This is a genomic window from Halobacillus sp. BBL2006, from assembly GCF_000786645.1.
In the GTDB taxonomy this organism is placed as follows: domain Bacteria; phylum Bacillota; class Bacilli; order Bacillales; family Halobacillaceae; genus Halobacillus.
Genome location: NZ_JRNX01000113.1, coordinates 1 through 4,588 on the forward strand (window position 1 = coordinate 1; position 4,588 = coordinate 4,588).

The 4,588-nt window shown below is 44.0% G+C and carries 4 protein-coding genes; 2 read left to right on the plus strand and 2 right to left on the minus strand.

Annotated features, from left to right (window positions below):
- Nucleotides 1–330 precede the first annotated feature (330 nt).
- Nucleotides 331–1,545, minus strand: coding sequence for a dicarboxylate/amino acid:cation symporter (locus tag LD39_RS04235; protein WP_035543215.1), 1,215 nt, complete (start codon nucleotides 1,543–1,545; stop codon nucleotides 331–333).
- Nucleotides 1,546–1,741: 196 nt separating this feature from the next.
- Here LD39_RS04235 and LD39_RS04240 point away from each other — a divergent pair, with 196 nt between their 5' ends.
- On the plus strand, nucleotides 1,742–3,175 hold the full coding sequence (locus LD39_RS04240) for an NAD(P)H-binding protein (protein WP_035543217.1): 1,434 nt from the start codon (nucleotides 1,742–1,744) through the stop codon (nucleotides 3,173–3,175).
- A gap of 78 nt (nucleotides 3,176–3,253) precedes the next feature.
- Complete coding sequence (locus LD39_RS22960) at nucleotides 3,254–3,424, plus strand: hypothetical protein (protein WP_197061386.1); 171 nt, start codon at nucleotides 3,254–3,256, stop codon at nucleotides 3,422–3,424.
- A 39-nt stretch (nucleotides 3,425–3,463) separates the two neighbouring features.
- Here LD39_RS22960 and LD39_RS04245 read toward each other — a convergent pair whose 3' ends face one another.
- Nucleotides 3,464–4,279: a ZIP family metal transporter gene (locus LD39_RS04245; RefSeq protein ID WP_035543219.1), complete on the minus strand. Its 816-nt coding sequence runs from the start codon at nucleotides 4,277–4,279 to the stop codon at nucleotides 3,464–3,466.
- Nucleotides 4,280–4,588 lie beyond the last annotated feature (309 nt).

Below are 4,588 nucleotides of genomic sequence, written 5' to 3' on the forward strand. Positions count from 1 at the left end.
TCCTCCCGCCAATAAAACGGTAAGCGCTTTCTTTGACATTCAAATTCCTCCTTTTGATAGGTTATAAATTTACTATATTTCAATCTATCAAATTTTGGCAAATATTAGTTTATATGGAATGATTATGGCGATTTTTAATATGTATACGAATTTCCTATATCGTTTTGTTAAGGTTTTAGAGATTATGTCGAATGTGTAGGGAATAATGTACAGACGAACATCGGTGAAATAAGTTAATAAGGAGAAATGCTACGAAGGATTCATTTTTCATTTACCTTTAGAAAAAACATCCTGACCTTCTGAGAAGGTCAGGATGTTTTAAAGGATGACTCATTCTTTTTTCTCGGACTTGTTAATAATCGATGTACCGACTAAATCACCCGTGACATTTAAAGCAGTAGCTCCCATTCCGACGAGAACATCCACAGCGGTCAGGAGGGCGACGGCTTCCATCGGAAGACCGACTTGAGAGAATACGGTTGCGATCATAATGATTCCAGCGCCCGGTACTCCGGCCGTACCGACAGAAGCTAACGTTCCAACAATAACGATTTGCAGGATCGACACAAAGCTTAGAGGCTCTCCGATGACGTTTGCTGCAAATACGGCAGAAACCGCGATACGAATGGCGGCTCCGTCCATGTTGATTGTTGCGCCTAGAGGCAGGCTGAATCCATATAAACTCTTATTCAACCCAAGGTTCTTAGCCGCGTTCAGCGTAACAGGCAGCGTACCTGAGCTGCTTTGTGTGACAAAAGCTGTAACCATAGCGGTGCGGGCTTCACGGAAAAAGGAAGCCGGTGAATTCTTCGTGAAAGCAAGCACGGCAATATAGATGCCCAGCTGTACAAGTAAAGCTACATATAATACGACAATAAAGTTTCCTAATGAAAGCAGCGTGTCTGCGCCCTGGCTGCCGACAATTTCGGCGATGATGGCAAAAATACCGATTGGCACATATTGCAGGATGCCTTTCATGACCGTCATCGTCGTTTCATTTAACGCATCGATGACGTTATAAAGCTGTTCCCCCAAACCCTGGTACGCTTTCGTGGAACGTAAATAGGCAATGGCGATTCCAAACACGATCGCCGTAAAGATAATGCCTAATAGGTTCATTTCTGTAAAGGCAACGACGATGTTATCGGGAACGATATTTAAGAGGACACTTGTGACGCCAGGGTTTTCTGGAACATCAAAGCTTTCATTTCCACTTAAGGACAACCCTTGTCCCGGCTTGAACAAGCTGGCAATCGCTGCCCCGATTAAAATAGCGAAAGCAGAGGTCGCTAAATAGTAGAGAAATACTTTTCCTCCCATACGCCCTAAACTTCCGATATTTGTTTGATTTACTCCTACGATTAACGTGAAGAGTATCAATGGAATGATAATGAATTTAAGAAGACGAAGCAGCAAGTCACCAAAAGGTGCTAACACGGCTGCATCTTTACCGAAAACCAGGCCGGTCAGAATCCCTAAAATTAAGGCGACGGTGATTTTTTTAATCAAAGATGCCTCTATATATTGATTCCATAACTTTTTCATTATGGACCTCCTTTTTTATAATATGATAATAAAAGATAATTCCTGTAATCCTTATCAAGTTACTTGTATTTCCTACAATAAATTAAATCATATTAGAGAATCTGTCAAAATTCATGCTTATCGCCCGCAAGTTAACACGTTAAGACGTTCATCGATTAGGGTACCCCAAATATAAGAAGTTGAAGGGGATGAGTCGATGAATAAGCAAAAATCAGTCGTAGCCTTAACGGGTGCGAGCGGATATATCGGTCAAAACTTAATGGAGAAACTGACCAAAAATACGGAAGTGATTGCGCTCTCCCGTAATGGAGATCATTATGAAAACAGTGAACATGTCACATGGAGATCCTGTGATTTGTATTCCATGGCTGATGCTGAGAAAGCTTTGGAAGGAGCGGACATTGCTGTCTATTTGGTACACTCCATGTTGCCTTCAGCCAAGCTTACGCAAGGATCGTTTGAAGACATGGATGTGATTTTAGCCGATAACTTTGCTCAAGCGGCGAAAAAGCAGGGGATCAAACAAATTATCTACTTGAGTGGAATCGTTCCTGAAGCAGCCTCATCGCTGTCTCGTCACTTATCAAGCCGGTTAGAAGTGGAAAAAATCCTTCGCGCCTATGGGATTCCAGTTACGACAATTCGAGCAGGTCTGATTGTAGGTCCAAAAGGTTCTTCTTTTCCGATTTTGGCGAAGCTCGTTAAGCGGCTGCCTTTTATGCTTTTGCCGGAATGGACGAAGACAAAAACTCAGCCGATTGCACTAAAAGATGTAGTGCAGACGTTGAATCAAAGTGTTGACAATGATGAGCTATCTGATCAGTCCATTGATGTCGGCGGACCTGAAGTCATGACTTATCAGGCCATGATGGAAAAGGTAGCAGATATTATGGGGAAGAAACTGAAAATGGTCTCCTTTCCGTTTATGACCGTTCACCTTTCCCGTCTATGGGTTCGGTTTGTGACGGGCTCATCTAAAGAAATGGTTTACCCTTTAATCGAAAGTTTGGCCCATCCGATGACTGTCCAAAAGGAGCATACACACCCTAGGTGGAGTCATGGTACCACTCCATTTGAAGCGGCGGCAAAAGAAGCTCTTGACCACGGAGAATCTAAATCGAAGAAAAATCCTTTCTCTTTTTCTCCAGTCCGTCACGATGTCCGGTCCGTCCAGCGCGTTCCGATTCCTGAAGGAAAAGATTCAGACTGGGTCGCCAAGTATTACTTGAAGTGGTTGGAAACAACGTTAAACCCTTGGATTAAAACACGTGTAGACGAAGTGCATAGCTGCCAAATTGGCTTTCTCTTCAAATATGCGCCTCTTTTAGAATTGACATACTCGAAAGAGCGAAGCACGTCAGACCGTGCGCTTTATTACATTACAGGCGGCTGGCTTGCGGATAACCAAAAAAATATCCGTGGAAGGCTCGAGTTTCGAAAAATACCGAACAAGGCAGAAGCGATTGTCGCCATCCACGATTACATGCCTTCCTTGCCCTGGTTTTTTTATAAATACACACAAGCGAAAGTTCATTTGCTGGTGATGATTTTATTCCGAAAGCATTTGGAAAATGTCGATCCTCAGGTCATTGAACGATCCAGCAAACAACACCTTGCTGCTCCTTGCTAATGGAAGTCGCATTTCTATGTATAACTTCACCATAAAGTAAAAAAATAAGAGTAACCTACTTTAAGGAAGGTGAAGGCAGTGAGTAAAAAAGATAAGAAGCCAAATCGACAGTTCAAGGAAAATAAGAGCCATGGAGAACATAGAAATGGTCGATTGTCACAATTCAAGAACCATAGTGTGGAGTTTGGGGAAGAACCGAATGAGTATTTGAATAAAGAGACAAGACCAGAAATAAAGAATGACAATTAAAGGAAAAATGTCTGCTCTTCAAAGAGGGCAGACATTTTTTTATCCAAACGCCACGTCCAGGATCATCATGATTGTAAAACCTACCATCAAACATAAAGAAGCGAGGTCATTATTTCCGTTCTCTTGCGAACCTGGAATCACTTCTTCATTGACGACAAAAATCATTGCTCCAGCAGCAAAGCTTAAAGCGATCGGGAGAAGAGGCTGGATGAATGTGACCGTCATTACGCCAATCATTGCGGCGATAGGTTCGACCATACCAGATAGCTGCCCGTAAAAAAAGCTGCGCCGACGTGACATGCCTTCCCTCCGTAAAGGAAGGGATACAGCGGCTCCTTCGGGGATGTTTTGAATACATATTCCCAGCACTAATATGAAAGCTGCTGTGAGCGAAGAGGAATGAAACCCGGCTGCTACGGCCCCGAAGGCAACGCCAATAGCAAGCCCTTCAGGAATGTTATGTAGTGTAATCGCTAACACAAGAAGCGTGCTTTTTCTTTTCTTGATTGGGTTGATCCCCTCTGCTTCTAAGATGGATGCATTAGGGTGGAGGTGGGGGATGACCTTGTCAATTCCCCATAAAAATAAAGCTCCTAGTAAAAATCCGGCTGCTACAGGAATCCAGGCGGGCATCGTATGATTCTCGGCCATCTCCAGGGCTGGAGAAAGCAGGGACCAGAAACTTGCTGCAATCATAATGCCACCGGCGAAACCAAGCATACCGTCCAGCATCCGCTGATTCATGTTTTTCGTTGTAAAAACAAGGGCTGCCCCTAACGCCGTCATCCCCCAGGTGATGATCGTTACGAACAGCGCTTGGTTCAGTGGTGACAAGGTTTCTATGAATTCGAACATGTCCATACACTCCTTTAGGAAATTCTATGAACATGTCCGGAATTTTATAAATGAAAAGGCTAAGCTTATTTACACAAACGTGCAGGATTATGGAAGACTTAGTTTCGAGATGTTTTGGGGTTCGTTTGCCATATTGGGAGGCAGGGGTGATTGGGAAGCTACTCGCTTTCCTGTGGGGGAGCGCCGAGCTTCCTCGGGCTACTGCCCTGCGGGATCTCGCCTATCTCCTTCTCCCATGGGAGTCTCGCAGCTTCCCAACCACCCCCATTCGATGTAGGTGAATAACGAACCCACCTACACGGATGGAGC